This is a genomic window from Heyndrickxia vini, from assembly GCF_016772275.1.
In the GTDB taxonomy this organism is placed as follows: Bacteria; Bacillota; Bacilli; order Bacillales; family Bacillaceae_C; genus Heyndrickxia; species Heyndrickxia vini.
Map to the genome: position 1 here is coordinate 2,774,706 of NZ_CP065425.1, position 25,353 is coordinate 2,800,058.

Below are 25,353 nucleotides of genomic sequence, written 5' to 3' on the forward strand. Positions count from 1 at the left end.
AGCCATTTTTTATGTGTCCCAATAAAATCCTTTACATTATTTTTATTTTTTTGGCAATACTAAATAGCAAATAATAAAAGGATGGATATTATTTATGGATTTAATAACGTCAATCTTCGCATATTTTGGTTTTGGTGTGCCAATGATCATTTTTGCTATTGCCATTCTAATTGAAATATTAAAGAGAAATCCAACGGAAGAATGAAGAGTTTAGAAAGGATAAAGGATATTGATGAATGTAATGAAATTAGTAGAAGCATATCTACCATTTATAGGATTTGGATTCTCATTTAGCGTATTCATTATCGCCTTCAGTGCCAGTACTATTAAAAAAATGAAAACAAAGAACCAAAATTAGCTAGAGAATAATCTTAACAAATTCTTAATATTAAATTAACTAAATATTAGTATACATTCATTATGATTAATTTGTATCCGATATAGCAGATACTTCCCCCCGAAAAATCCAGCTTGCTGGATTTTTTTGTGCTTCAATCCCTATCAAATTAACGGAAAGATAAATGTAATGAAAATGAGGCTTAATAATGCACTGGACTAGTTTTTAGAACCAGTCTGATAAGAGAAACTTTTTTGTTGTGAGCTGTGAATTTAGTGAGGCGGGATGATGATGGCGAGTATACCTCTGTAATGGTACCGGAATTGGGTATAGCGGGACATTGGTAACGTGAATCACACAGCTATGTTTCAGTATTGGGTGAAGCGGTACGATGATAACGCAAAGCACACAGCTATGGTGCCGGTATTGGGTGAAGCGGTACGATAATAACGCGAATCACACAACTATGGTGCCGGTATTGGGTGAAGCGGTACGATAATAACGTGAATCACACAGCTATGGTGCCGGTATTGGGTGAAGCGGTACAATAATAACGCAAATCACACAACTATGGTGCCGGTATTGGGTGAAGCGGTACGATAATAACGCGAATCACACAACTATGGTGCCGGTATTGGGTGAAGCGGTACGATAATAACGTGAATCACACAGCTATGGTGCCGGTATTGGGTGAAGCGGTACAATAATAACGCAAATCACACAACTATGGTGCCGGTATTGGGTGAAGCGGTACGATAATAACGCGAATCACTCAGCTATGGTTCCGGTATTGGGTGAAGCGGTACGATAATAACGCAAAGCACACGGCTATGGTTCCGGTATTGGGTGAAGCGGTACGCTAGCTGCTCCGAACCTGCTGAAACGGTTACCCTAAGGTAAGAACCGTGCTACAAACACCTCCATAAGATTCGAAATTCCCTGTCCGTTCTTTCCTAGTGTATAGACACCTTCGAATTCCCGAATCCATTATTTTTTTAAGTGTATGATATTTGGATCCTCAATATCCAATAGTTCTGTCCTATCATCCCATTCGTCTATTATGCTTTCTGGAAGCTCTTCTTCTTCCATTTCTTCATACATTTCTTCTGTCCATCTTCCTTTAATAAAATTGAATAATCTGTTTGGCAATTACAACACCCCATTTATAATAAAATAACCGCTCTACATTAGTATTTGACTTAAAAAACAGTTTTTATCCAAAATGAGATATAAATTTTACCTATAAAAAAAAGCCCAACTGCGTCGCAATTGAGCTTTGATCTCGTTATTAACCAATAAATAATCCGATGGCCAACAATAGTCCAAAAAAAGTATTCGTTTGTGCTGTTGATTTCATTGCTATAATCATTTTCATACCAACCCCGCCACCTACGAATCCTTTAATCGCTTTAATCGGAATCGGTAGACTTAAAAAGACAAAACATGTCCACGGACTTACAATATTCATCACAACTAATAATAATATCCATAAATATGCAAGAGCAAAGGCTACACCTAATACATAGATTGCATTTTTCCGGCCAATTAAGATAGCTAATGTCTTTCTTCCACCAAGCGTATCTTCCTCAATATCCCGAATATTATTAGCTAAATTGATCGCACCAACTAAAATAGCAATCGGAATAGATAATAAAATACTTTGTTGATTAACATATCCTGTTTGAATAAAGAATGAAATCAAAATAAACATTGAACCCATACAAACACCGGCAAATAACTCCCCGAATGGTGTATAAGCAATTGGGAGTGGACCACCAGTGTATAGATAACCGATTGCCATGCCAACCACCCCAATTAACGCTAACCACCAGCTACTTGTCATACAAATATAAAATCCGAAAATAATTGCTATTGCGTAACATAAAATAGCTAATTGTAGTACGGTTTTGGGCTTCATTCCTTCACGGACAATTGCTCCACCGATTCCGACAGAATCAGCGGTATCCAATCCCCTTTTAAAATCGTAATACTCATTAAATAAGTTCGTAGCAATTTGAATAAATAAACAAGAAAATAGCATAGCTAAAAAGAGCCATATATCAATATGATTATAGAATCTTGCAGCTGCAGTACCAATTAGGACGGGTACAAATGAAGCTGTTAAAGTATGAGGACGAGTTAACTTCCACAACACCTTCAAGTTCTTTTTTCGATTCGTATCCATGATTTTTAATCCTTTCTTTAATCATACTTATCCGTTCAATATTTTATCATATTTTCACTTAATACGTTATATAAAAAATTTAGAAAAACCGTTTAAACTTACTTTTTATTAGAATCATCACAAACACCAATTGTAATAATTTCTTTATAAGTCCTGGACAAGAACAAAAAAAGTACCCAATCATGGACTGGGTACAAAAAATATATACAGATAGGGGAAAAGAAAGATAAGTCTTATCAAATATTATACTTACTTTAAAGCGTTAATACATGAGGAAATTAGATTAATACTATTTTCCCCTTTTTAACTTTCACTTCTTTAAAATTAAATTTTTCCATAAAAAAGACACATCCCAAAATAAGAAATGTGTCAATAATGGTATGACCTGTGAGGGACTTGAACCCCCGACCCCAACCCTGTCAAGGTTGTGCTCTCCCAACTGAGCTAACAGATCGCTATAAAATATGTAAGACAATAATAAATATATTATGCATCCACTCTTATGTCAACTATTTTTTAGCTATAAAAATTATTTTCTTTTTTAATTAGTTCGAAGTAAAATTATAGGTAATAGATAGGAGGAAGTAAATTGAGTACACAAAAAAGCACGATTACGGAAATAATGTTTGAGAGTAAAGTATTAGGGGAAAATTTAACTATCCTAGTATATTTACCTGCCAATTATTCCCCATTGTATAAATATAATTTATTAATTGCGCAAGATGGGAAGGATTATTTTCAACTAGGAAGAATAGCGAGAGTGGCGGATGAGTTATTGGAGAAAGATGAAATTGAAAACGTTATTATTGTGGGCATTCCCTATCAAAATGTCAATGATCGGCGAAAGAAATACCATCCTGAAGGTGAACAAAATGATGCCTATATTCGTTTTTTAGCACATGAGCTTGTTCCATTTTTGGATGAAGAATATCCTACATATCACGTTGGAAATGGGCGCATATTAATTGGAGATTCACTTGGAGCAACTGTTTCATTAATGACTGCAGTTAAATATCCAAATATTTTTGGAAAAGTTATCTTGCAATCACCGTTGGTCAATGATCAAGTATTACAACTTGTCGAAAATCATCCAGCCCCCCATCTGCTAGATATATATCATATTATTGGCAAGGGAGAAACTGAAGTGAAGACTACAAATGGAAGTATTCAAGATTTTCTGACGCCAAATCGCGAACTTCATCAACTATTCGAAGAAAAAGGTTTTCAAAATTTTTATGAGGAATTTGAAGGAAATCATACGTGGAAGTTTTGGCAGCCTGATTTAAAAAGAGCATTGAAACATGCATTATAGGCTGAAACATAGTTTATTATGTTAAATTTTTTGAAAAATTGTTATAATGGTATTAATTCAAGTATTTTAAAGGAGGTAATAACAAATGAAATATGGTATTGTCATGTTTCCATCAAAGAAACTACAAGATCTTGTGAATTCCTACAGAAAAAGATATGATCCTCATTATGCGCTGATTCCTCCTCATATTACTCTAAAACATGTATTTGAATCTACGGATGATGAAATTAAAACGATTTCACATAAACTTAAACAATTATCTAAACAGCATCACCCGATGAAGATTCATGTATCAAAGGTTAGTTCGTTCCAACCTGTAAATAATACAATTTATTTCAAAGTGGAACCGACAGAAGAACTTGAACAATTACACAAAGAATTGTACAGTGAACTGCCTGGTGAAGATCCAGAGTATTCTTTTGTACCTCATATTACCATTGGTCAAAAGTTATCAAATGACGAACATTCTGATATTTACGGACAGCTAAGTATGGTTGGAATCGAGCATGAAGAAGTGATCGATCGTTTTCATCTTTTATATCAACTTGAAAGTGGTCAATGGACCGTTTATGAAACATATCGCCTAGGAGAGGAATAATTGCACTGTGAAAGTCATTCAAGTAGAAACAGACGAACAATTAAATGATGCATTTTCTATTAGAAAAACAGTATTTGTCGAAGAACAACATGTCGATGTTGAGGAAGAAATTGACCAATACGAAGAAGCTTCAAAGCATTTTGTCTTATATGATGAAAATAATGCGGCCGGAGCCGGGCGTTTCCGAATCCTTGATGGAAAGGGAAAGGTAGAACGAATATGTATTCTGCCTGCTTATCGCGGCAAAGGTGCCGGCAAAATAGTGATGGATGCAATTGAACAATATGCAGCACAGCAAGATGTTCACGTCTTAAAACTTAATGCGCAAACGCATGCCATCCCTTTTTATGAAAAATTAGGCTATGTAGTTATCTCAGAGGAGTTTATGGATGCTGGAATTCCTCATAAAACGATGGAAAAACGCATTTAATGAATGAGGGTATCAAAAGATGCCCTCATTTTCTTTTTAGATGATTTTATAAAAATACCACCTTTAGGAAAGCTTACTACTAAAGGAGGATATTATGAAGCTGTTTATTGAATACATATTGGATGAACTTGAACAAATTGGTTTAAATCATAAATATCGTGTTTCTCTTTCCTCTTCAAAAAATGAGGAAAATTACGTAAGAGGTGTTATGCAATTCTTCGATCAATACTTTGATATACATTTTATTATTATTTTTAGCTATCCTGAAGAAAATCCAAATTTAAATTATATTTTTTGGATTCTCGATCAGCAAGGTAATAAAAGTTTAATTAATGGCACCGAAAAAAAAGAGAAAAAAACCGACATCATTAAAGAAAAGGCACTGAAAGAAATAAAAATAAACTTAACTGAAGGAGAAGATATCCGCTACCTACTGGAAGAAATTAATCAAATCGTAGAAGCCAATTTATAAAACCAGTTTACTGGTTTTTTTTTGTCTAATTCTCCCTTTTACTTATTCCTCCTTCAAACTTCCAAAATTCAGGTACCTAATTATCACTCCTACATATCTTATATTGAATAATTACCTAGGCATTAGCACAAAAGATTTAGGAAGGATGCGATGAATCTGAAAAGAAAACATGTACAATTAATCCCCTTTTTACTTTTCATCTTATTCATATCAACAATTTTGAGTGGGTGTAATAAAGAGAATACAAAGGCAGCTTCTTCAGAAGAAAAAGTTTTGAAAATTGGCTATCAGAAAAATTGTCCATTAGTCATTCTAAAAGAACTTGGTACATTGGAAAAAGAATTAAAATCACATGGTTATAAGGTAAAATGGTCTGAATTCCAAGCGGGTCCGGCATTACTTGAAGCATTAAATGCTGGCAGTATTGATTTTGGCAGAACCGGTGATTCTCCACCTATTTTTGCACAAGCAGCAGGATCCTCACTACTTTATGTTGCATCGGGAATATCTAAATATCAAGGCTCCGGCATCCTTGTAAAAAAAGATGGACCAATCAAAAATTTAGCTGATCTCAAAGGGAAAAAAATTGCCTTTGCAAAAGGTTCAAGCTCCCATTTTTTACTCATTAATGCGTTAAAAAAATCGGATATTTCAATAAATGATATTGAACCTGCTTATTTAGCACCAGGTGACGCAAGAATTGCTTTCGAACAAAATAAAGTTGATGCTTGGGTCGTATGGGACCCATTTACGGCAGATGCTGAAAAATTACCTAATACTAAATTACTCGTAAATGGCAAAGGGTTAACATCCGACCGTGATTATTTTGTCGCTTCTTCTGCATTTGCGAAAGCAAATCCGGACATTTTAAAAGTGGTTTTAAAGGAAGTGCAAAAATCGTCGGAATGGGCGAATAATCATCATAAAGAAGCAGCTGAGCTTCTTTCTCATTTGCTCGGAATTGAGAAATCCTCCATGCTTAAGGCAATTGAAAGAAGAACTTACGGTGTTGAAAAAATAACGGATGAAGTTATCAACGAACAACAACATATCGCTGATACGTTTTACGAGTTAAAAATTATTCCAAAAAAAGTAAGCTTAAAGGAGAATGTCCTCAATTTAAATGAAAACTAGAACGAAAGGATGCCTATAAGTGAAAACATTCTTAAAGAAACTTGTGCCCTGGGGAATTCCCGTTCTCATCGTTGTAGGATGGCAGTGTTTCACAAAGTTCCACATCTTATCCGATAATTTTTTACCGGCTCCTTCTGATGTGTTTGTTGCGGCATTTCATTTAATCAATAACGGAGAGTTATTTCATAATGTGTGGGTTAGTTTATGGAGGGCTTTACTTGGTTTTCTCATTGGAGGAAGTATCGGTTTTATTCTCGGACTTTTGAATGGCATCTTTCGAACGTCTGAAACATTATTAGATACTTCCATACAAATGCTACGGAATATCCCTCATCTTGCTCTTGTCCCATTAGTCATATTATGGTTTGGAATTGAAGAGGAAGCAAAAATATTCCTCGTTGCTACCGGGGTTCTATTCCCTATTTATCTCAATACCTATCATGGCATTAAAAACGTCGATAAGGGATTAATCGAAATGGGACGAAGCTATGGTTTAAAGGGTCTCCCCCTCTTTGTCCATATCATTTTTCCGGGTGCTCTTTCCTCGATTCTTGTTGGTGTTCGTTTCTCTTTAGGAATTATGTGGGTGACACTTATTGTCGCTGAAACCATTTCATCAACATCAGGAATCGGCTATATGGCGATGACTGCAAGAGAATTTATGCAAATGGATATCATTGTATTAAGCATTCTACTATATGCTTTATTAGGAAAGGCTTCTGATATAATCGCCAAGTTTTTTGAAAAAAAATGGCTTCAATGGCATCCAAATTATCAACGAAGGGGAATTGACTGATGAGAAGCAAAGTCAAAAAAGATCATATTACACTCACAAATATTAATAAAAGTTATAAAAACGCATCTGTATTAAAAAATCTTACACTTACAATTCAAGAAGGAGAATTTATTGCCATCGTTGGCAAAAGCGGATGTGGAAAAAGTACCTTACTACGCCTCCTATCTGGTTTAGAAAAGCCCGATAGTGGTGCTATAGTAATGAATGGCAAGACACTAGATAAATTAAATCAGGAATCTCGATTAATGTTTCAAGATGGACGTTTACTTCCTTGGAAAACGGTTGGCGAGAATGTAGAATTAGGACTCTTACGTGAATCTAGAAATGACGTGATAGAGGTTCTGCGTAGTGTTGATCTTGATCAACGGATTCACGAATGGCCAGAAAAGCTTTCTGGTGGGCAAAAACAGCGCGTGGCACTTGCACGGGCACTCATCCATAAACCACGGCTTCTTTTATTAGACGAACCTCTCGGAGCACTTGATGCCTTGACAAGATTAGACATGCAAGGACTAATCGAGCAAATTTGGTTACAAAAAAAATTCACTGCACTTTTAGTAACACATGATGTGGAAGAAGCCGTTTCATTAGCAGATCGAATCATTATTCTTAAAGATGGGAACATAGCAATGGATGTAAGAGTCCCTTTACCTAGACCAAGACCGAGAAGCCATGTAGCATTTCAAAACATTGTTGAAATGATACTAAATGAAATTTTGGAAATTCCAAAAAAGCATTCTCAACTCATAAAAAAATCGTATGAATCCTTTGTTTAATAAAATGGTCAAAAGGGCAATCCAAATTTTCGTTGATTGCCTTCTTGACCACTATAAAGTAGTTGGAGGCATACACAGAAATTATAATACATACATATAAACGAACAAATATTTTCTAATAGGACTGGTAGTATTGATTAAAAATAATTTTCATCTCCTACGAAAAATTTCGGAGAAATACTTATATATTCTTATAGGTTCAATTATACAAGGATTTGCTATGGGAAGTTTTTTATTTCCTCATTTTATTCCTTCCGGAGGTGCGGGCGGGTTAACAGTGTTGCTTAATTATTGGTTCTCTCTCCCGATGAGTATCGGACTTTTTATCATAAATGCCTCCATGTTATTAATTGCAGTTCATTATTTAGGTACTTCAAGTGCAATCGGAACATTAGTTGGGATTACAGGTACTTCTATAGCGGTTAATTTATTTGAAGTTTATGTTCACTTATCTTTCCAAAATGTCTGGATCGATCTTTTCATTGGCTCTATTACATTAGGAATTGGCGTCGGATTACTGCTAAGGCAAGGGGTTTCACATGGAGGAATCGGTATTCTCGCACTTATTATTTCAAAAGCAAGACGTATTCCCCCAGGGAAACCGTTATTTTTAATAAACGGGGTTATTTTTATCATTATTTCTTATATTATAAATTGGCAAATTGTTGTACAAGCCGTTATTTGTCAATGGTTTTCCACAAAGATTATTGACTGGATTTTTCATTTACATGTTCCACCAAATGTCCTATCATTTTTGCAGCCGCAATTTCGAAAGAAGTAATTGGTATAGAATTTATAAATTATCTACCCTCAATCGGTTGTAAGCTAGTAAAATTGTTTCTCTCCTTTTTATTTTTAGACTTTGCTCCCTCTTTCTTCGGATGTATGAGCAGTAAGGCTAAAATACCCACAACAAAAGTTAAACCGGCAATTGAGAGAAACATACCCATTTTTGACCACTCCATAAGTCGACTAAATACAGGCGGACCAATAGCGACTCCTAGAAAACGTACTGAACCATAAAGTGATGTGACAAATCCTCTTCTTTCTGCTCCAACTGCATTTGTGATTAAGCTATTAATACATGGAAGCACAAATCCGGTACCAAGACTACTCAATGCTAGAATTGAAATAAAAAGAATTAATGGCTTAATAAAAGTCAAAAGTCCATATGAAATCGTCATGAACAGAAATCCTAAAACAATTAATTTTTTCATTACCGGTTGGTTTTTTCCTATTTTACTACCTGTAATATAGGATGTTGTACACATAACCAGTAAGGGAATGGCAAGAATTAAACCCTTTATTACACCATTAATATGATGCTGTTTTTCTAAAACATCAGATAAATAAAATAAAATTCCAAATAAAGTAAACAAGCAAGTTGCTCCTGCTAAATAGGTTGTAAATAGCCAACGTCCTTCCTCTTTATAAACGGAAAGAAGACCTTTTACATATTTTCCAAATGGAGGCGGATTTTTTTTCTTTGATGTCTCTTTAATAAATACCCATGTTAATAATATAGAAATAACACATATCGCAGGAAAAGCGAAAAATACTCCATACCATGCTAATAAAGCAATTAACGAACCTAATATCGGCGATAATACCTTCCCAAATCCGTTTGAAGCTTCTACCAACCCTAACACTCTGCTCTCTTGGGCACCTTTAAAGAGATCGCCTGTTAATGCCATTGCAATCGGTGCTGTTCCCGCTGCACCAATTCCTTGTAAGCTTCGGCCGATTAGTATCCATATAAATGCATGTGAAAACCATGCGGAAGCAAAACCGGCTAGTAATCCACCGATTCCGTATAGAAATAGTGCAGGGATAATAATTACTTTCCTGGAAAATCGATCAGATAAGTACCCAAGCAAAGGAATAAAGATAGCTGCAACGATAGAGAATACGGTAATCGTTAAACTTACTTGAAATTGTGATAGATGGAGCTCTGATTTCATTTTTGGCAAAATAGGAACTAGCATGGAGTTTCCTAATGTCATTATTAATGGGATGGATCCAATTGCTATAACGGTTAACACTGATGGTTTATTCTCCGACATGACACTCTTCCTTCCAAAAAGCTTTACATGACTTAGAATCTCCATCCTTAAGCATATTTATCAAACCATATTTTACAAAAATTGAACGATCCTTAAATATATTTGTTAATGTTTTTCCCCTTTCCTGTAAGGTCTGCTAAAATTTTTTGGAATTGATTATTTTTCGTTTGTGACTCTTTTTGATTTGGTGGGTTAGCAATTTTTGAGGTGTTAAGTAACTTGATATACTCTGCCGGTTTTTGATACATACGGATTTTGTATTGAGTGTAAGCTTCATGAGCCAGTGGTAAACGATATCCCATGACAATCCCCCTTTAATCATGTATATCCATCTTTACCCTAAATCTTTCTACAAAAACATAGAAAAGCGCAAGCGCCTTGGTCAGCCCCGACAAGCAAATAATCTTCGGCAAAAAAAGTCCGCCGTTTGACTTTTATTGCCGAAGGTTATTTGACCTCGAGGGGCTAGGCGCTGGAGCTGGACAGCAATAAGAAAGACCTGCATAAAAATGCAAGCCATCTTGAAATTACTTTTTATTGTTTATCATTTTTGAGATCGTATTCATATCAATACTTTTTCCATCTTTAACAATAGAGTTGACCATCTTATCTTCCATTTCTTTTGAAACAGGTTTGTTTGCAATTTGGGAAACCCGTTGAATAATGCCGCGTACGGTATTTTCATCTTTAAAATTTGCATTTTGTAAAGAATTTGCCAATTCAAAGATGTCTTTCATATTAACACCCGTTTTTTTCTCGATATTTTTGAAAAAATTATTTTCCATACTTTTTCTCGCCCTCCCTTTCCACTACATTATGTTATGAAAGGAGGATAAAAAAGGTGAAAGTCAAAAGCGGACGAGAATAAAAACAGCAATTGTCATTACTGTGATTTGATGGTTTTCAAAAAAATAAGATGAAGTAAAACAAATGGTTTTACCTCATCCTTATTCTAGTTTTATATTAGCAAAAGCTTGCTCCTACAATAATTAACAAAATAAATAACACAACAATCAATACAAATGTGCTTCCACCGCCGAAACCTCCAGCGTAGCCGTAACCGCCAGTATAACCACAGCCGCCTCCGCAACCGTAACCGCCGCCGTATCCGCCATATCCGAACATTTACTCTCACCTCACTTATGTGTTTTCACTATAGAATATGTTAGGTGTGATAAATGTGTATGGGCTCAAAAAAATAAAAGCAGATGAAAGTTATCCTTTTGGTTTAAAAATTAGAGCCCCAATAAAACCAAAAATGATTGCAGCCGAAATTCCCGATGAGGTAACTTCAAACATTCCAGTTAACACTCCGACTATTCCATGTTTATTTGCCTCATTCATCGCCCCTTCAACAAGCGAATTCCCAAAACTTGTAATAGGAATGGTTGCACCAGCTCCCGCAAAATCAATTAATGGTTCATATAAACCTAAACCGGATAAAATGGCTCCGATAACCACCATTAAACTTAAAGTATGTCCTGGAGTTAATTTGGCTACATCAAATAATAATTGACCGATTAAACAAATGATCCCACCGATAATAAATGCCCAAAAAAACATTGCTAACATGTTCATACCACCTTTCTTTTCAATATATCCAAAGCTTTTTTCTTTACATATACTCAATGGAAACCGCATGTGCGATACAAGGTATTGTTTCATTTTGTTGAAATGATAGCGGGGAAAGAAGTGCACCAGTTGCTACAACCAAAATTCTTTTGTATACACCTTTTTTCATTTGATTTAATAAATGTCCGTATAATACAGTTGCTGAACAGCCAGGTCCACTCGCACCTGATTGGACTGGCTGATCTTTTTTATAAATTAATAAACCACAGTCATTAAACTTTTCTTCATTTATTTGTAGTCCCTTTTGCTGAAATAGATCTAAGGCAATATTCCGACCAATAGTTGCCAAATCTCCTGTAACGATAAGATCATAATAGGAAGGATCAATTTGCAAATCTTGAAAATGCCTTTCAATCGTATCCACTGCGGCTGGTGCCATTGCTCCCCCCATGTTAAAGGGATCAGAAATACCGAGATCAATTACTTTTCCAATCGTTGCTGATGTAACCCTTGGATGTGGTTTTGTTACATTTATACCGGATGAGACTAATGCGAATCCTGCTCCCGTCACTGTCCATTGGGCAGTTGGAGGCTTTTGTCCGCCATATTCAGTTGGATATCGAAATTGTTTTTCCGCTGATGCATTATGACTAGACGCTCCAGTAATGATTTTTTCTGCCCCTTGATAATTAATAATAAATGATGCAAGTGCAAGTCCTTCCATAGATGTGGCACATGCACTAAACAAGCCAATATTTGCAATCTGATTGGTTCTAGCAGCAAAACTGGATGGCGTGATTTGATTAATTAAATCACCCGCTAAGAAAAATTGAATTTTTTCTTCTTTAATTCCTGTTTTCTTTAAAATAATGTCAACAGCATCTTCGATCAATATTCTTTGCGCTTTTTCATATGAGTCTTGCCCCATCCAAAGATTCTCGTGGAGCTTATCAAAATCATCTGCGAGATTTCCATTTTTCTCAAATGGTCCACCAACAACACCCGTCTCAGAAATAACCGGATGATTGGCGAAGATCCACGTTTGTGATCCTTTTAACATTAAAATCCCCCCCATTGAATGAGGATCGTTTTAATTAAAGCAACAACAAATGCCGAAAACACACCAAAAACAATAACGGAACCAGCTAATTTAAAAATATTTCCTCCAACCCCTAAAACATATCCTTCGGTTTGATGTTCGATGGCTGCTGAAATGACGGCATTACCAAATCCTGTAACAGGTACAGCACTACCCGCACCTGCAAATTGGCCAAGCTTGTCATACATTCCAAATCCGGTTAATAGCATAGATAAAAAGACCACCGTGGCAACAGTTGGATTACCAGCGGTTTGCTCTGTGAAATTAAAAAAGTAAATATAGAAATAGGTTACCGCTTGTCCAATAACACAAATTAAACCACCTATAAAGAATGCACGAATACAATTTTTTAGAAGTGGTCGCTTAATTTCATGCTTTTTTTCTAATTGATCATATTGAATTTGTTGAGGAGTTTTCGTTTTGTTAATATTCGACATTAAGGGCACACTCCTTCTATGTTATTTCATCCGTTAATTTAATAATTTCATTAAATCGTTTTTTCGCTTCTTTTTGGGAAATGGTTTGATCAGTTATTGCTTCCTTAAGACGGACCGATTCAAGAAATATTTTGTAATCACTTGATACGATAAATTTTTTATTTGGAAATTGATGATTCAGTTGCTTTTGTAGGTTTTTTTCAATCTTTTTCATTTTAAATCGGTAAAAATGCTTCACCTTATATGCAACAAGAACCTTTTTGTCTCCTTCAATGACTGCAGCATCATAAATTGCCTCGTTTTGCAACACCTCATTTTTTACTTGCTTTGAAATAGAGCGATTTTGTTGTTCTCTTATCTTTACCGGAGCCGGCTGTGTTGTTTTCATTAAAGATAATCGACTTTCTTTACTATCTTGTTCGTGACTGCAACCAATCATTAGTAGAACGATGATTAACAGCCAAGTTTTGATTAGCAATGAATTTTTCATCATATTTCCCCTCAAATTAATTTCGTCAGCTACCATTTATTTTTAACTGAAATGTTTTATTTATGATGTGGAAAATAAAGGTAGGGAAAAAACATCAAAAAAAATAACAGGCGATTGCCCGTTATTTTTTCTTTTTTTTGCCGCAACCGCAGCCACCTTTTTTTATCAATGTCCCAGCCCCTGTGGAGCTTACTTGACTTTGCCCTAATTGATAATTTGGTAAAACCGGAATTTTCCCACTTTGTTTTTTCATTTCACAACATCCTTTCTAATAAGAACCTATAATTTATACTATGTTGTAAAAAACGGGTTGTTCGTGCACTAGTCTAGGATTTTTGTAATAATCGTTTCAATTATCCCTGCTATTCCTGCAATAGCTAGAATAATGATGACAGGTTCGACTACAAATGGCCACACTAACCATGTCACATACAGTACAAACGAACACCAAACACCAGTACACCAATAACAGCTTAATAACTCACCAATCCAAGCTCTAATCCCGGTTCCTTTTATTTGAATATACGTTGACATATTCCCTTCATCATCAGAAATTTCTACTTCATTATGAAATGGTTTCCGAATAAACGCGGTAATATTATCCGATACGATTAACCGTGTTAACCGAAAGCTTGCTAAACCAAATAATATTAATAAAAACCAAGACTGTATCATGAAACATTCCCCTTTGTAAAAACTTCTTCATTCATCAGACTATGTAGCTCCCATATTTTACTAGGCAAAAGTCTAGTAAAACGGGAGGAATCCGATTCCTTATTGGTATATAGGATAAAATCCCATGCCTATTTTTCAAAAAAAGCCAAGACATTCGTAACAAAATGAGGTCATTTTCAATATTCTATTAATGTGATGTACATTACAAAAAATTAAGGAGTTGAATTTTAAATGAGTTACAAAGATCATGATGATCACTCAAGCTCGAATTGTGTATGCGATGTAGTAAACTTTATAAATGATTTACAAGATGCTGCTGAAGAAGATGAAAACAATTGTCCAACGAATTGTTTAAATCCTGTATTAGGTGCAAATAATAACAACAAACATCACCATAGAAAAAATACACGACCGTTCATTCTCTTTACTGAAGATGGAAACCCATTCGAAGCATTCTTTAAGCCAAATGAAGGCTGCCACGACTGCCCATGTGATAAGGACGGCAAAAAGATTCATGACAAAATTGATTTCTTCTGTAAATCCATTTTCTTTAGAGTAGAAAATGTTGAAGGATGCTGTGCAGTGTTACGTGTATTAGAACCTGAATGTACGACTAGCCCTTGCCCGCAAGTCGACAGACCGCAAGAAAACTTAAGGCTTTCTGATTCATGTATAACAGTCGATTTAACTAAATTTATAGCGATTCAATGCTTAGATGACATTCACTTACCAGGCTGCTAACAAGAAAGAAACTTGAAAAATGATTGATTACCAATCAAATATTCTTAGTATTTTTATCCGGAAAGTCGATAAGAATGAGCTTATCGACTTTTCCCTTAATTTGAAACAATTTTAATATCTTTGATTTCTGCCTCATTCAATTTGAGGGGATGCTGCCCCATTTTCAATTGATCAAATACAACGATTCCATCACTATAATTTACTACTATACCTGTATAGTTACTTGCCTCCGTCTGAATTTCAACAATTACTTGAGGAATATACCCTGGCTTATTAACTAAAAAATTCACCTTTTCGGGTACATCCATCTCTTTAAACGATCTTCTACGATATCCCGTTTTTTGTTGAGGAGAATTCCTAATAATTGTGTGCATTGTTTTTCCGTTTTCTAGTACTACATTTTGAGTATCATCAATTTGCTCACTTTGAATTTTTCCATCTTCGTTAACTAACTTGCTGTTTATTTCATTACTATTATCTTCTTCATTGACTAATGCATTGTTTATTTCATTACTACTGTGATTTCCCTCTACAAAATCATTGTTTACTTCGTTGTCATCTTCATTAGAAGGTGGAGCTGCTTCTTCCATTAGTTCACTTTCTTTTGTTGAAAACTTACTTGAGAAAGTTGTTTGCATATTCACTGATACAGCTTTCGATTCCGGCTGGATAATATATAAAAGAGGTTTTCTTTTTTCATAATGATCTTTACTAGTACTCAAACAAGGCACCTCCGTTTTTAAATAAGTAAATAATACATAATATGTGTATGCAATAAAAATGGGGAAGGTGCCTATATAGATTTATTAAATACAATTAAGGAGTTATTGTTTTAGTATATATATATTGTTTTTATTAACAACTCATTACATCTTTTGCAGATCTCCCCTTCACTAGTATGAAGGGGAGTTTTTTTAATATTTATTTAAATGCCTTATTGCATCCAAAAAAGCGTCGCGATATTTCTGTTGCTCATTAATTACCGTTTGCAATGTAGTTAACAATGATTTATTTAATAAGCTTGATTCATCCTTATTGTCCAAAGAATTTAAGAGGAATGTATAAACGAGCATTAAGGTAGAGTAATTATCAACATAAGTTAGATTGATCGCATGCCCCCCTCTGCCACCTTGTGCATGTGAATTTACAGATGGGTTCGATCCGTCAATGATCGTTTCAGCCAATGTTTCTGCAACCTCACCTGATATACCTAAATCCATTAATTTTTCTTTTGCCAGTTGTACCTTATCAATTTCACTCATTCTTTTCACTCCTTTCTTTTGGACGATACGGAAAAAGAAGAATTAAGCTACATCAATCCCATCGTTATCAATTGCTTTATTTTCGTTTTCACTAAAGTTTCTATTTAAATTGCCATTTAAATTTTCACTGAAGTTGTCATTTAAGTTATCATTTAACAATCCATTGAGGTTGCCATTTAAGCTACCATCTAAGAAACTTATAGGAACATTCGTTACTGGATTAATTGGTGCAATTAAACCTCCAGCTCCTCCAAATCCTCCTGTTGCTGTTGCGTTACTATTCGCTAAAACAGCAAAATTATTTGCAGCAGAGGCTAAGGCAGTACCACCATTACCCCCTGTAGAAGTTAAGTCTCCATATTCATTAATAATGCCCTGAATTTTAACCACATCATTGCCATTACCATTACCATTGCCGTTGCTATTATCATCATCATTATTTTGTCGGTTACGATTTTCTTCATTTTCATTATTTATTGGATCACAATCATAGATTCGATAAGGCTTCATTCTACTCATAACTTTCACCTCCTGTCCTTGATAATATAATCTATGTTTTTATAGTTTAGTTGTATCCGCATTTATAGTAGGGTTATCGTTGATTTTACTCCTTGTTTTCTTGATTCGGTAAATCCATTTCAAATAGCTTCTTCTCATTTAATAGAACACTTAGTTTCCCATTATCTGTTTGAATAACTGGCATTTTCCCTTGCCAGCTGGAAGAAACCAATTTTGATAATAAGTTGGAGCTTGATAGGCCCGATATTACTCGAGATAAATCTATCTGGGAATTTTCCTTTTTAAGTTTATTTACATTGATACTTCCAAACAAATTAGCTAAATTTTCATTTATAGAAGTAACTGTCTTTTCAATCCCCTGATTAATTGATTCCACCAGATGGTTTACTTGATCTTGGTTGAGATTTGATAATGAATCTCCATCAACACTCATTTGGAATTCACCATCTTTTCCTTTCATCTCCTCATTCATTAACTATCACCCCCTGACTATTACTTATAGGGTATTAATCACATGGACAATTCGTTTCCGCATTTAATGGAGTGCATTCGCATATTTTTACTAGTTTAGAAGGTAATATGCCTATTATTCTATTGCTATTAACTATCGAAAATAGGAAGGAGTCTATAAAATTCTCTTTTATAAACCTAGTTACTTAAAACTATGCTTTTGTCTGATTTCACTATTTCTATAATTGAATATTGTATTGAGGAAGGAGTGATCTTAATGAAAATTATTCATGGGCCGACTGAAATAGCGGGCCAAATTGGAATTCTTTGTAATCAATTGCGTAAAAATGGTTATCTTGTTGGAGGATATAATTGGTTTCACACGTACCTGAATTATAAAAGTCATATTATTAACACCGATCTATTTGAAATCGGACCGGAAATTCCAAATTATATTAAACACATGGACATCTTCCATTTTCATAATGGTGAGTCATTTATACAGGGGTTTGGCGATTTACCGCTAATTAAAATGTCAGGAAAAAAAATGCTGATGCATCATTGGGGAAGTGATGTTCGAAATACTGAAATAACAAGAAAGTTAAGCCCATATCCGCTTCCTCCAAGTTATTTTTCCGACGATGAAATTCACGCGCGGCTGGAAACTACCTCAAAATATATTGACACAGCTATTGTTCAAGACTACGAGTTATTACCGTATGTAAAAGATTATTATAAAAATGTGCATGTCATGCCCCTTGCTTTTGATATTCATAAATATGAACCATCTTATCCACGAATTGATAATGACAATCCATTACTTATCCATGCACCAACGAATCGTGAATTTAAAGGATCAGAGTATATTGAACAAGCAATTGCAAATTTAAAAGAGAAGGAAAGTTTCACATATAAAATGGTTGAAAAGATGAGTCATAAAGAAGCACTTGAAACGTACAAGGAATCTGATATTATTATCGATCAACTATTAGTTGGAACATACGGAATGCTCGCTGTAGAAGCAATGGCAATGGGGAAAGTTGTCGTTGGATTTATCCGAGATGATGTTCGTAATCAATTACCACTCGAACTACCAATTGTTAATGCTACACCAGATAATATACAGGAAGTTTTAGCTGATTTAATTAGTAATCCCACTAAACGCAACGAACTCGGCCAACAAGGAAGAAAATATGTCGAGGAGTATCATGCAGTTGATAAGGTAGTTAAACAACTTATTAATATATACAAAGAGTTGTAAGAAGAAATGACTTAAACGGAGGAATTATGTAATGATTCATGAATCAGTAATCTTCGGTAAAAATGTAACCTTCGGTGAAAATATTATAATTGAGGACAACGTAATAATTGGTGATAACGTGACAATTGGAAACAATGTTACCATTAAGGCAAACACGAAGATTGGAAACGGTGTTCAAATAAATGATTTAACTATATTAGGTAAAGGGACTTCTACAAATAAGAAAATGGCTAGAAAACCATCTAATAGTGCAGATCCCCTTGTTGTTGAGGATGGGGTAATCATAGGATGTAATTGTGTTATTTATCGAACCGTTTTACTTGAAAAAGGTGTGTTTGTAGGAGATTTATCAAGCATACGTGAAAATGTCACAGTTGGTATGGATAGTATTATTGGCAGGAATGTTATGGTTGAAAACAAAACAAACATTGGAAAACGGGTTACTATTCAAACTGGATGTTATATTACAGCCGATATGATCATTGAAGATGAAGTTTTCTTTGGTCCTTGCTGCTCAACATCTAATGATAAATATATGGGAATGGGAAATTTTGAACATCAAGGTCCTATCGTGAAAAAAGGAGCAAAAATCGGTAATAATGCAACACTTCTTCCGGCAATTGTTATTGGGGAAAATTCAATTGTTGGTGCAGGAACAGTAGTAACAAAAGATGTACCCTCAAATAAAACTGTGGTGGGGAATCCAGGAAGAGTAATAAAATAAAAATTATTATGATTTTATTTTTAAGCTATAATCTCTAATAATCGCGGGGATTATGGCTCTTTTTTAATTTAAGTTTAATTTGTGCAAAGGAAAAAAGCTCCTTATCATTTGATAGGAAGCCTGTATTTCCACTCTAAATCGGCATTACGTAATGATTTGTCTTGTTAAATATTGTTTTGCATTGGGACCACAATTAAAAAATAAATCCAAAATAGATAAGTTTTTTATAAATTTTCCCCATCTTTGAGGATAGACTGGGTGATTAAACTTCTGATAAACAATATTAATATGACTGTTTTGGAACGATTCAGCATCAATATATGATTTTGCACCTTCTCCTGATAAATATGTGTCAGCCCCCAAAGCATTACATATACTAACAAGTTTAGTATTCTTTTTACCATGAACTCCACTTAATTCAGATGAGCGTACCATAGGTGTCTTTATGTCCAGATAATTTCGAATAAATTCGATTAATTCTAAATTAAAATCCACTAATTTTGGACCCGCGTGTTTGTACAAATTTAATAATTCTGGTGAAATGAGTTCCCAATAATCCGATTTTGCATAGCACCCTTGCATAGAACAAAGATGTTTTTGTTTCCAATTCACCTGATTATTAAGTTCGATATCTTTAATAATCGCCTTCTTATTTAAAATCGGTATAGCTAAGGAAATTTCACCATTCGATCCCTTTATCACATTCCTTCTTTCAGCTTTATTAGAACATAAAACATCATCTAATAGTACAAAGACATCACAAGATAACATTTTATGAAAAAATCCAATCCATGGAATATAATTTGGCTGATGAATCCCAACAATCATGAAATATGAATCCCTCCGAAAATGACTTATTACTATTTCATCTGTTCAATAACCGGACCATATCAATATTCGCACTATGCCCACTTCTAAATCCGATAAAATGCCCTTTAATTGGTTTTCCCAATAACATTAAATCCCCCACTAAATCTAATACTTTATGTCTTGCAATTTCATTACTCCATCGAAGCTTAGTTTTATCACTGGGAATCATCAAACATTTTTTGATATTTTCTCCAAATAATTGCATCATAGAATCATATTCACTATCCAAAATAAATGATCGAGCTTTAGCAAATTCTGATAAAGATTGATCATCCTTCGCTGTTGAAAAATGAGCTAATTGGGTAGGTATTTCTTTGTCCGGATAATTAAGAAGATAGGTTATTGAAAAGTTAGTAGATGGAAGTCCTAAGAGGAGTGAATCATATCGGTTTCCCCCTTTTGTTTCAAAACTGTCTAGTACCCAGAGTGGCTCTTTAACGGCTATAAATTTTTTTGGAGCTGTTTGAGTTATTGGAACAGCTTCTAATAGTGCTTGCATAAATCCCCAGCTGCTAAAATCGGAAATGACAGGTAAATATGGACAATTCAAATGAATACGGATATTGGTAATTTCTAATGCTGCGATTGCTGCTAAAACATGTTCTGTATGTTCAATATATACCCCATCTTTCATTAAAGATGACCATCGTTTGTTAACAAAGGCATAGTTAGGCAGACATTCAACTTCCGGTTTTTCCAGTAAATCATTGCGAATAAAAACAATCCCTGTATCTGGTTTTGCAGGTTCAAACATTACTGTAGATTGGCACGATCCATTAATAGCCATACCTGACACTTCGGATGGAAACGTTATTGTTTTTTGCAACTATATCACCTCCAAAAAGTTATGAATTTCCTCAAACAAACTACAACTATTTATACATGACAATTGTGAAATCATTAATTTTATAGGAATGATATAGATTGACCTTATTAGTAAAACCAAAACACAATTTTAGAATGTCAATTGGGTTATAACATGCATTTATTGATTCCATGTCATGACTAGGTGTATTAGTTGTTAATAAATTGAAAGCAATGCCTTTATTACATAGTTCATACATTTTTTTAATATTTTGCTTTAGATAATCGTCCATGTTTGTATTCGGCAGTACTATATTGAAAGTTCCCGAGGCAACCACATAATCATATTTTTTCTTAGTTTCAAGTTCAAAAAGTGATTTATTAATAAAATCACATTCTGGAAATTTCTTACTTGCAAACTTTATAAAATTTGGTTGAATATCTAAACCAGAATACTGAACATTCACAAAGTTATTCTCCGATATATAATTATAAAAATGTGCCAATCCGCACCCAACATCAAGTAAAGAAATTTCTTTTGTATCTTCTTCAAAAAGTTTAGTAAGATATTGAAATCTTATTTTTTGACTTTCTGAGCTTCCCCATTGTAAATCCTTAAAAGTATCTGTTATTTCCTCAACTTCATAAAATTTTTCCGTAAAATCCTTGTAATTATTATTTGTATCCATTAAAGAACCTCCTACAATTTTTGATTGGCAAGTTTAATTCTAGAAAAATCCCTTCAACTTAGTTCTATTCATTTTATTAAGGGTTCTTGGATTCCGTGTATTATGCTGTTCTAAAATTATTTGAGAAAGTTTATCAAAGAATTACTTCACCCCTAATAATTTACAAAATATATTGATTCACCTATTTTTTATCTTTTTTAGGTACAATCAGGACCTGTTATTAATTTACCTTTTTATAAATCTTCCAAAAAATGTGCGTAAAGTCTGGTATTTCCGTCGATACAGATTATATTAACTTTCGTAATATATTCTATGCTTCAATCTTTTCATATGAGGAAGCAACTTAATAGAAAAGGAGGTTAATATAATTGTCATTACAGAATCTAATTGTCAATGGGGATTTCGAGACAGGTAATTTATCCCCATGGATCTCACTAAACGCAGTTCCCACTATTTCTTTCTCCCATTCCGGTTATTATTCCGCCATGTTATCGGGTGATGCTTTAAATTCCTATATTGGTCAATTTGTTCCGGTTGTTGCTGGACAAAGTTATGAACTTCTTGTTTCATTAGCCAAAATCGGCGCTAACCCCTCACCGCCTGTAACTGTTCAAGTAACATATTTTGACAGTCTATTTAATTTTCTTGGGTTCGGTAGACTTACAAATATAGTCGCTGAACGAGTACCTAATGTTGAGGACAATGTTACATGGCTAGAAGTCTATCAAACTACAACACCTGCTCCACTTGGAGCCACCCAAGCTTTTGTATTAATAAACAAACTACCACAATTAGGAAGTGCTGATATTTTAGTTGATGATGTATCATTGATTGCTGCCGATATATTTGGACCTGTTGGACCATCTGGACCGACTGGACCGACTGGACCTACCGGACCTACCGGACCGACTGGACCTACCGGACCGACTGGACCGACTGGACCTACTGGACCTACCGGACCGACTGGACCTACCGGACCTACCGGACCTACCGGACCTACCGGACCGACTGGACCTACTGGGGCCACTGGACCGACTGGACCTACTGGACCGACTGGAGCCACTGGGGCCACTGGACCTACTGGACCTACCGGGGCCACTGGACCTACCGGACCGACTGGACCTACTGGAACTACCGGACCTACCGGACCGACTGGACCGACTGGAGCCACTGGACCGACTGGAGCCACTGGACCGACCGGCGCTACTGGACCGACTGGAGCCACTGGACCGACCGGCGCTACTGGACCGACTGGGTACCACTGGACCGACTGAACCACTGGACCGACTGGAGCCACTGGACCGACTGGAGCCACTGGACCGACTGGACGGACCGACTGGAGCCACTGGACCGACTGGAGCCACTGGACCGACCGGACTGGACCGACTGGAGCCACTGGACCGACCGGCGCTACTGGACCGACTGGAGCCACTGGACCGACTGGCGCCACTGGACCGACTGGACCGACTGGAGCCACTGGACCGACTGGCGCTACTGGACCGACTGGAGCCACTGGACCGACTGGAGCCACTGGACCGACTGGCGCTACTGGACCGACTGGAGCCACTGGACCGACTGGAGCCACTGGACCGACTGGCGCTACTGGACCGACTGGAGCCACTGGACCGACTGGAGCCACTGGACCGACTGGCGCTACTGGACCGACTGGAGCCACTGGACCGACTGGAGCCACTGGACCGACTGGCGCTACTGGACCGACTGGAGCCACTGGACCGACTGGAGCCACTGGACCGACTGGCGCTACTGGACCGACTGGAGCCACTGGACCGACTGGCGCTACTGGACCGACTGGCGCTACTGGACCGACTGGGGCCACTGGACCGACTGGCGCTACTGGACCGACTGGGGCCACTGGACCGACTGGCGCAGGTTTACAAGCCGCATACGCCGCTCGGAATACAACTGGCGGACTTATAGCTGTTGGCGGAACAATACCATTTGCAACAACAGAAAATTCATTTGGAACAGCAATTACTCATCCAACTGCAACAACCTTTAACTTAAATGCTCCAGGAAATTACGCCGTAAGAGTCTTCATTTACACTGCAACATTAAGTGCATTAGGCGGAGTGACAATAAACCTGAACGGTACCCCTGTTGGTGGCGTAGTATCCCTATTAACAGTTGGTGCCCCAATTGTTACAGAAACCATTGTTAATGTAACTGTTACGATACCATCAACAATAACTGTCACTGTAACAGGTTTAGCATTAACACTTGCAACTGGAACTGGCGGACATATTCAAATCGAAAAATTAAATTAATGTCCAAATAGACTTGCAGAAATAATTTCTGCAAGTCTATTTCTTTTAGCAAATGACAATTCCAAGCTATGAAAAAGTTGAAATATATTTAAGTAATGAATTCGCCTTTTCTAAATAGCTCCTATATAAGTCCAAACGATATTAGGTAAATAAAAGTAGACTATACGAGGACTTAATAAATACATCCAAAGGAGAGTGGGGTTTCATTGATTACAATTAGCTTATGCATGATGGTAAAAAATGAAGAGGAAGTACTCGCACGTTGTCTTGATACGGTTAAGGACATTGTAGACGAAATAAACATTGTTGATACGGGTTCTACAGATAAAACAGTTGAAATTGCTAAAAAATATACGGATCGAGTCTTTTTCTTTGAATGGATTGGTAATTTTGCAGCTGGAAGAAATGAAGCTTTCAAACATGCAACGAAAGATTATATTCTTTATTTAGATGCAGATGATGTATTGCTTGAAGAAGATCAAAAGAAGTTAAAAACGTTAAAACAAACTTTAGACCCTTCCGTAGATTCAGTTTCCATGTATTATGACGCAGATACCGATGAATTTGGAAACGTGACATTACGTTATCGAAGAAATCGATTAGTTAAAAGAGAAAGAAACTTTAAATGGAGGGGAGATGGTCATGAATATCTCGAGGTATATGGAAACGTCATTAACTCGGATATATCTATTACACATAAAAAAATCCGCCATTCCGTTGGGCTTAATTTAAATATACTACAATCAAAGTTTGACAAAGGCGATAATTTCACAGATAGGGATTATTTTTACTTCGGAAATGAATTAAGGGAAAACGGTTACTATGAAAAAGCAATTGAGAGTTATAACGAAAATATTGCCTCAAGAACTGCTTGGATAGAAGATAAAATATATTCTTGTATAAACAAAGCAGATTGCTATCGTTATCTAGGTGATCTAGAAAACGAACTTAGCAGCTTATTTCAGTCATTCGAATTCTCAAAAATCCCTCGTCCGGAGGCGTGTAGTAGAATCGGTTACAATTTTCAGGTAAAACAAGATTATGAGTCAGCCATCTACTGGTATACTATTGCAACTCAGCAAATACCTGATGCCAATCAATGGAGTTTTTCCTACCCAGCCTATCATACTTGGTATCCACATTTACAAATGTGTGTTTGCTATTACAATATCGGAAATATACAGAAATCTTACGAGCATAATGAAAAAGCAGGTCTCTTCCGCCCGCAGGATGAACGAATTGTTCAAAACAAAGCATTGCTTGAAGAAAAATTAGGAATTAAACAACAAACAAAATAATTTTTTTCTTGTCTGCAATTTTATTATTTTTATGAAAAAAGAAGCTAATTAGTATTCCCGCCTTTACCATTCCT

Annotated in this window: 32 protein-coding genes, 1 tRNA gene and 2 pseudogenes; 15 read left to right on the forward strand and 20 right to left on the reverse strand. The window is 35.8% G+C overall.

The window, feature by feature from the left end:
* Window positions 1-1,324: 1,324 nt before the first annotated feature.
* The 3 genes from I5776_RS13880 to I5776_RS13890 all read right to left on the reverse strand — a co-directional run bounded on the left by I5776_RS13880 (window position 1,325) and on the right by I5776_RS13890 (window position 2,976).
* Entirely contained in the window at window positions 1,325-1,486 is a 162-nt protein-coding gene (locus I5776_RS13880) for a hypothetical protein (RefSeq protein WP_202776983.1), read from the reverse strand.
* 139 nt (window positions 1,487-1,625) lie between these two features.
* A complete protein-coding gene (locus tag I5776_RS13885) occupies window positions 1,626-2,522 on the reverse strand; it encodes a 1,4-dihydroxy-2-naphthoate polyprenyltransferase (protein WP_202776984.1) in 897 nt (298 codons plus the stop codon).
* Window positions 2,523-2,903: 381 nt separating this feature from the next.
* Window positions 2,904-2,976 (reverse strand) — tRNA-Val (locus tag I5776_RS13890).
* Between the two features lie 168 nt (window positions 2,977-3,144).
* Here I5776_RS13890 and I5776_RS13895 point away from each other — a divergent pair.
* The 8 genes from I5776_RS13895 to I5776_RS13930 all read left to right on the forward strand — a co-directional run bounded on the left by I5776_RS13895 (window position 3,145) and on the right by I5776_RS13930 (window position 8,821).
* Window positions 3,145-3,834 (forward strand): alpha/beta hydrolase, encoded by a 690-nt coding sequence (locus tag I5776_RS13895; RefSeq protein WP_202780803.1) that lies wholly within the window; start codon window positions 3,145-3,147, stop codon window positions 3,832-3,834.
* 85 nt (window positions 3,835-3,919) lie between these two features.
* Window positions 3,920-4,432, forward strand: a complete 513-nt coding sequence (locus I5776_RS13900; protein ID WP_202776985.1) for a YjcG family protein — start codon at window positions 3,920-3,922, stop codon at window positions 4,430-4,432.
* Between the two features lie 7 nt (window positions 4,433-4,439).
* Entirely contained in the window at window positions 4,440-4,862 is a 423-nt protein-coding gene (locus tag I5776_RS13905) for a GNAT family N-acetyltransferase (RefSeq protein WP_202776986.1), read from the forward strand.
* 94 nt (window positions 4,863-4,956) lie between these two features.
* Window positions 4,957-5,334: a hypothetical protein gene (locus tag I5776_RS13910; protein ID WP_202776987.1), complete on the forward strand. Its 378-nt coding sequence runs from the start codon at window positions 4,957-4,959 to the stop codon at window positions 5,332-5,334.
* A 150-nt stretch (window positions 5,335-5,484) separates the two neighbouring features.
* Entirely contained in the window at window positions 5,485-6,468 is a 984-nt protein-coding gene (locus I5776_RS13915) for a sulfonate ABC transporter substrate-binding protein (protein WP_202776988.1), read from the forward strand.
* Window positions 6,469-6,487: 19 nt separating this feature from the next.
* On the forward strand, window positions 6,488-7,264 hold the full coding sequence (gene ssuC / locus I5776_RS13920) for an aliphatic sulfonate ABC transporter permease SsuC (protein ID WP_202776989.1): 777 nt from the start codon (window positions 6,488-6,490) through the stop codon (window positions 7,262-7,264).
* Window positions 7,264-8,040 (forward strand): ATP-binding cassette domain-containing protein, encoded by a 777-nt coding sequence (locus I5776_RS13925; protein ID WP_202776990.1) that lies wholly within the window; start codon window positions 7,264-7,266, stop codon window positions 8,038-8,040. Before ssuC ends, I5776_RS13925 begins: the two co-directional genes overlap by 1 nt.
* Before the next feature lie 133 nt (window positions 8,041-8,173).
* A complete protein-coding gene (locus I5776_RS13930) occupies window positions 8,174-8,821 on the forward strand; it encodes a YitT family protein (RefSeq protein ID WP_246483793.1) in 648 nt (215 codons plus the stop codon).
* A 19-nt stretch (window positions 8,822-8,840) separates the two neighbouring features.
* Here I5776_RS13930 and I5776_RS13935 read toward each other — a convergent pair whose 3' ends face one another.
* The 10 genes from I5776_RS13935 to I5776_RS13975 form a co-directional block, all read right to left on the reverse strand.
* Window positions 8,841-10,103 carry an MFS transporter gene (locus tag I5776_RS13935; RefSeq protein WP_202776991.1) on the reverse strand — a complete coding sequence of 421 codons (1,263 nt, stop codon included), beginning with the start codon at window positions 10,101-10,103 and terminating at the stop codon, window positions 8,841-8,843.
* 92 nt (window positions 10,104-10,195) lie between these two features.
* Entirely contained in the window at window positions 10,196-10,405 is a 210-nt protein-coding gene (locus tag I5776_RS13940) for a hypothetical protein (protein ID WP_202776992.1), read from the reverse strand.
* Window positions 10,406-10,630: 225 nt separating this feature from the next.
* The gene (spoVIF, locus tag I5776_RS13945) at window positions 10,631-10,888 is read right to left on the reverse strand and encodes a sporulation-specific transcription regulator SpoVIF (RefSeq protein WP_202776993.1); all 258 of its coding nucleotides are present in this window, start codon (window positions 10,886-10,888) and stop codon (window positions 10,631-10,633) included.
* Window positions 10,889-11,066: 178 nt separating this feature from the next.
* The gene (gene yjcZ, locus I5776_RS13950) at window positions 11,067-11,228 is read right to left on the reverse strand and encodes a sporulation protein YjcZ (protein WP_202776994.1); all 162 of its coding nucleotides are present in this window, start codon (window positions 11,226-11,228) and stop codon (window positions 11,067-11,069) included.
* A gap of 90 nt (window positions 11,229-11,318) precedes the next feature.
* Window positions 11,319-11,675 carry a stage V sporulation protein AE gene (spoVAE, locus tag I5776_RS13955; RefSeq protein WP_202776995.1) on the reverse strand — a complete coding sequence of 119 codons (357 nt, stop codon included), beginning with the start codon at window positions 11,673-11,675 and terminating at the stop codon, window positions 11,319-11,321.
* Between the two features lie 43 nt (window positions 11,676-11,718).
* Window positions 11,719-12,735: a stage V sporulation protein AD gene (gene spoVAD / locus I5776_RS13960; RefSeq protein ID WP_202776996.1), complete on the reverse strand. Its 1,017-nt coding sequence runs from the start codon at window positions 12,733-12,735 to the stop codon at window positions 11,719-11,721.
* Complete coding sequence (gene spoVAC, locus I5776_RS13965) at window positions 12,735-13,211, reverse strand: stage V sporulation protein AC (protein ID WP_202776997.1); 477 nt, start codon at window positions 13,209-13,211, stop codon at window positions 12,735-12,737. Before spoVAC ends, spoVAD begins: the two co-directional genes overlap by 1 nt.
* Window positions 13,212-13,227: 16 nt before the next feature.
* Window positions 13,228-13,701, reverse strand: a complete 474-nt coding sequence (locus I5776_RS13970; RefSeq protein WP_246483794.1) for a YhcN/YlaJ family sporulation lipoprotein — start codon at window positions 13,699-13,701, stop codon at window positions 13,228-13,230.
* Window positions 13,702-13,822: 121 nt separating this feature from the next.
* Window positions 13,823-13,954, reverse strand: a complete 132-nt coding sequence (locus I5776_RS21630; RefSeq protein WP_281397239.1) for a hypothetical protein — start codon at window positions 13,952-13,954, stop codon at window positions 13,823-13,825.
* Between the two features lie 68 nt (window positions 13,955-14,022).
* Window positions 14,023-14,376 carry a DUF1360 domain-containing protein gene (locus I5776_RS13975; RefSeq protein ID WP_202776999.1) on the reverse strand — a complete coding sequence of 118 codons (354 nt, stop codon included), beginning with the start codon at window positions 14,374-14,376 and terminating at the stop codon, window positions 14,023-14,025.
* A 231-nt stretch (window positions 14,377-14,607) separates the two neighbouring features.
* Here I5776_RS13975 and I5776_RS13980 point away from each other — a divergent pair, with 231 nt between their 5' ends.
* Window positions 14,608-15,117, forward strand: coding sequence for a CotY/CotZ family spore coat protein (locus I5776_RS13980; RefSeq protein ID WP_202777000.1), 510 nt, complete (start codon window positions 14,608-14,610; stop codon window positions 15,115-15,117).
* A 95-nt stretch (window positions 15,118-15,212) separates the two neighbouring features.
* Here the strand turns inward: I5776_RS13980 and I5776_RS13985 are convergent, their stop codons facing one another.
* The 4 genes from I5776_RS13985 to I5776_RS14000 all read right to left on the reverse strand — a co-directional run bounded on the left by I5776_RS13985 (window position 15,213) and on the right by I5776_RS14000 (window position 17,370).
* Window positions 15,213-15,839, reverse strand: a complete 627-nt coding sequence (locus tag I5776_RS13985) for a CotO family spore coat protein (RefSeq protein ID WP_202777001.1) — start codon at window positions 15,837-15,839, stop codon at window positions 15,213-15,215.
* A gap of 192 nt (window positions 15,840-16,031) precedes the next feature.
* Window positions 16,032-16,379: a hypothetical protein gene (locus tag I5776_RS13990; RefSeq protein ID WP_202777002.1), complete on the reverse strand. Its 348-nt coding sequence runs from the start codon at window positions 16,377-16,379 to the stop codon at window positions 16,032-16,034.
* A 42-nt stretch (window positions 16,380-16,421) separates the two neighbouring features.
* Window positions 16,422-16,898, reverse strand: coding sequence for a hypothetical protein (locus I5776_RS13995; RefSeq protein ID WP_202777003.1), 477 nt, complete (start codon window positions 16,896-16,898; stop codon window positions 16,422-16,424).
* Window positions 16,899-16,983: 85 nt separating this feature from the next.
* Window positions 16,984-17,370 (reverse strand): hypothetical protein, encoded by a 387-nt coding sequence (locus I5776_RS14000; protein ID WP_202777004.1) that lies wholly within the window; start codon window positions 17,368-17,370, stop codon window positions 16,984-16,986.
* 255 nt (window positions 17,371-17,625) lie between these two features.
* Between I5776_RS14000 and I5776_RS14005 the strand changes: the two genes are divergently transcribed.
* Entirely contained in the window at window positions 17,626-18,609 is a 984-nt protein-coding gene (locus tag I5776_RS14005; RefSeq protein ID WP_202777005.1) for a glycosyltransferase family protein, read from the forward strand.
* Between the two features lie 31 nt (window positions 18,610-18,640).
* On the forward strand, window positions 18,641-19,333 hold the full coding sequence (locus I5776_RS14010; protein WP_202777006.1) for an N-acetyltransferase: 693 nt from the start codon (window positions 18,641-18,643) through the stop codon (window positions 19,331-19,333).
* Between the two features lie 144 nt (window positions 19,334-19,477).
* On the opposite strand, the gene I5776_RS14015 is transcribed toward I5776_RS14010, so the two are convergent.
* Genes I5776_RS14015 through I5776_RS14025 form a run of 3 tightly spaced genes read right to left on the reverse strand, consistent with a single transcriptional unit; the run spans window position 19,478 to window position 21,696 of the window.
* Window positions 19,478-20,161: a WbqC family protein gene (locus tag I5776_RS14015; RefSeq protein WP_202777007.1), complete on the reverse strand. Its 684-nt coding sequence runs from the start codon at window positions 20,159-20,161 to the stop codon at window positions 19,478-19,480.
* Between the two features lie 37 nt (window positions 20,162-20,198).
* The gene (locus tag I5776_RS14020) at window positions 20,199-21,029 is read right to left on the reverse strand and encodes a UDP-3-O-acyl-N-acetylglucosamine deacetylase (RefSeq protein ID WP_202777008.1); all 831 of its coding nucleotides are present in this window, start codon (window positions 21,027-21,029) and stop codon (window positions 20,199-20,201) included.
* A gap of 46 nt (window positions 21,030-21,075) precedes the next feature.
* A complete protein-coding gene (locus I5776_RS14025) occupies window positions 21,076-21,696 on the reverse strand; it encodes a class I SAM-dependent methyltransferase (protein ID WP_202777009.1) in 621 nt (206 codons plus the stop codon).
* A 368-nt stretch (window positions 21,697-22,064) separates the two neighbouring features.
* Here I5776_RS14025 and I5776_RS21635 point away from each other — a divergent pair.
* The 4 genes and pseudogenes from I5776_RS21635 to I5776_RS14045 form a co-directional block, all read left to right on the forward strand.
* Window positions 22,065-22,472, forward strand: a pseudogene (locus I5776_RS21635) (NTTRR-F1 domain); the annotation flags it as partial.
* A 30-nt stretch (window positions 22,473-22,502) separates the two neighbouring features.
* A pseudogene (locus tag I5776_RS21805) lies at window positions 22,503-22,853 on the forward strand (hypothetical protein); the annotation flags it as partial.
* 795 nt (window positions 22,854-23,648) lie between these two features.
* Window positions 23,649-23,981, forward strand: coding sequence for a BclA C-terminal domain-containing protein (locus tag I5776_RS21810; RefSeq protein ID WP_425490385.1), 333 nt, complete (start codon window positions 23,649-23,651; stop codon window positions 23,979-23,981).
* A 206-nt stretch (window positions 23,982-24,187) separates the two neighbouring features.
* Window positions 24,188-25,279: a glycosyltransferase gene (locus tag I5776_RS14045; protein WP_202777010.1), complete on the forward strand. Its 1,092-nt coding sequence runs from the start codon at window positions 24,188-24,190 to the stop codon at window positions 25,277-25,279.
* Window positions 25,280-25,353 lie beyond the last annotated feature (74 nt).

Excerpts from the sequence above, each read along its gene's own strand:
- I5776_RS13885 (WP_202776984.1), bottom strand. The coding sequence starts at position 2,522 with ATGGATACGAATCGAAAAAAGAACTTGAAGGTGTTGTGGAAGTTAACT.
- I5776_RS13895 (WP_202780803.1), top strand. The coding sequence starts at position 3,145 with ATGTTTGAGAGTAAAGTATTAGGGGAAAATTTAACTATCCTAGTATAT.
- I5776_RS13900 (WP_202776985.1), top strand. The coding sequence starts at position 3,920 with ATGAAATATGGTATTGTCATGTTTCCATCAAAGAAACTACAAGATCTT.
- I5776_RS13910 (WP_202776987.1), top strand. The coding sequence starts at position 4,957 with ATGAAGCTGTTTATTGAATACATATTGGATGAACTTGAACAAATTGGT.
- I5776_RS13915 (WP_202776988.1), top strand. The coding sequence starts at position 5,485 with ATGAATCTGAAAAGAAAACATGTACAATTAATCCCCTTTTTACTTTTC.
- I5776_RS13925 (WP_202776990.1), top strand. The coding sequence starts at position 7,264 with ATGAGAAGCAAAGTCAAAAAAGATCATATTACACTCACAAATATTAAT.
- I5776_RS13935 (WP_202776991.1), bottom strand. The coding sequence starts at position 10,103 with ATGTCGGAGAATAAACCATCAGTGTTAACCGTTATAGCAATTGGATCC.
- I5776_RS13940 (WP_202776992.1), bottom strand. The coding sequence starts at position 10,405 with ATGGGATATCGTTTACCACTGGCTCATGAAGCTTACACTCAATACAAA.
- spoVIF (WP_202776993.1), bottom strand. The coding sequence starts at position 10,888 with ATGGAAAATAATTTTTTCAAAAATATCGAGAAAAAAACGGGTGTTAAT.
- yjcZ (WP_202776994.1), bottom strand. The coding sequence starts at position 11,228 with ATGTTCGGATATGGCGGATACGGCGGCGGTTACGGTTGCGGAGGCGGC.
- spoVAE (WP_202776995.1), bottom strand. The coding sequence starts at position 11,675 with ATGTTAGCAATGTTTTTTTGGGCATTTATTATCGGTGGGATCATTTGT.
- spoVAD (WP_202776996.1), bottom strand. The coding sequence starts at position 12,735 with ATGTTAAAAGGATCACAAACGTGGATCTTCGCCAATCATCCGGTTATT.
- spoVAC (WP_202776997.1), bottom strand. The coding sequence starts at position 13,211 with ATGTCGAATATTAACAAAACGAAAACTCCTCAACAAATTCAATATGAT.
- I5776_RS13970 (WP_246483794.1), bottom strand. The coding sequence starts at position 13,701 with ATGAAAAATTCATTGCTAATCAAAACTTGGCTGTTAATCATCGTTCTA.
- I5776_RS21630 (WP_281397239.1), bottom strand. The coding sequence starts at position 13,954 with ATGAAAAAACAAAGTGGGAAAATTCCGGTTTTACCAAATTATCAATTA.
- I5776_RS13975 (WP_202776999.1), bottom strand. The coding sequence starts at position 14,376 with ATGATACAGTCTTGGTTTTTATTAATATTATTTGGTTTAGCAAGCTTT.
- I5776_RS13980 (WP_202777000.1), top strand. The coding sequence starts at position 14,608 with ATGAGTTACAAAGATCATGATGATCACTCAAGCTCGAATTGTGTATGC.
- I5776_RS13990 (WP_202777002.1), bottom strand. The coding sequence starts at position 16,379 with ATGAGTGAAATTGATAAGGTACAACTGGCAAAAGAAAAATTAATGGAT.
- I5776_RS13995 (WP_202777003.1), bottom strand. The coding sequence starts at position 16,898 with ATGAGTAGAATGAAGCCTTATCGAATCTATGATTGTGATCCAATAAAT.
- I5776_RS14000 (WP_202777004.1), bottom strand. The coding sequence starts at position 17,370 with ATGAATGAGGAGATGAAAGGAAAAGATGGTGAATTCCAAATGAGTGTT.
- I5776_RS14005 (WP_202777005.1), top strand. The coding sequence starts at position 17,626 with ATGAAAATTATTCATGGGCCGACTGAAATAGCGGGCCAAATTGGAATT.
- I5776_RS14010 (WP_202777006.1), top strand. The coding sequence starts at position 18,641 with ATGATTCATGAATCAGTAATCTTCGGTAAAAATGTAACCTTCGGTGAA.
- I5776_RS14015 (WP_202777007.1), bottom strand. The coding sequence starts at position 20,161 with ATGATTGTTGGGATTCATCAGCCAAATTATATTCCATGGATTGGATTT.
- I5776_RS14025 (WP_202777009.1), bottom strand. The coding sequence starts at position 21,696 with ATGGATACAAATAATAATTACAAGGATTTTACGGAAAAATTTTATGAA.